General features: G+C 41.4%; 1 protein-coding gene. It reads left to right on the forward strand.

Going from position 1 to position 280, the window contains the following annotated elements:
- Nucleotides 1–280, forward strand: a 280-nt coding sequence (locus AAEZ05_RS28340) for a hypothetical protein (RefSeq protein ID WP_350649893.1), incomplete at both ends; no start/stop codon positions are given.

Consider the following 280-nt stretch of genomic DNA (forward strand, 5'->3'; position numbering starts at 1 on the left):
GGATCTAGTAGCTTGCTTAGAACGATTATAGAAGCTTATGCTTATGAGCCTGACGGCGATTATGATGAAAGTGCTTATGATGAAAGTGATCATGAGGACAGGCAAACTGAGGCTATGGCAGAGTTAGCAGCGGTAAGTATAGAGTCGAATACATGCAATAAAAATGATGACGATGACGCTTATGAAGTCTGTGTTGTAGAGGATATTAACTACGATGAAGACGGCTATGATCAAGACGGTTACAACGAATATGGCTACAATCGAGAGGGTTACGACATAG

It is taken from the genome of Pseudomonas sp. HY13-MNA-CIBAN-0226 (assembly GCF_040310305.1).
GTDB lineage: Bacteria > Pseudomonadota > Gammaproteobacteria > Pseudomonadales > Pseudomonadaceae > Aquipseudomonas > Aquipseudomonas gregormendelii.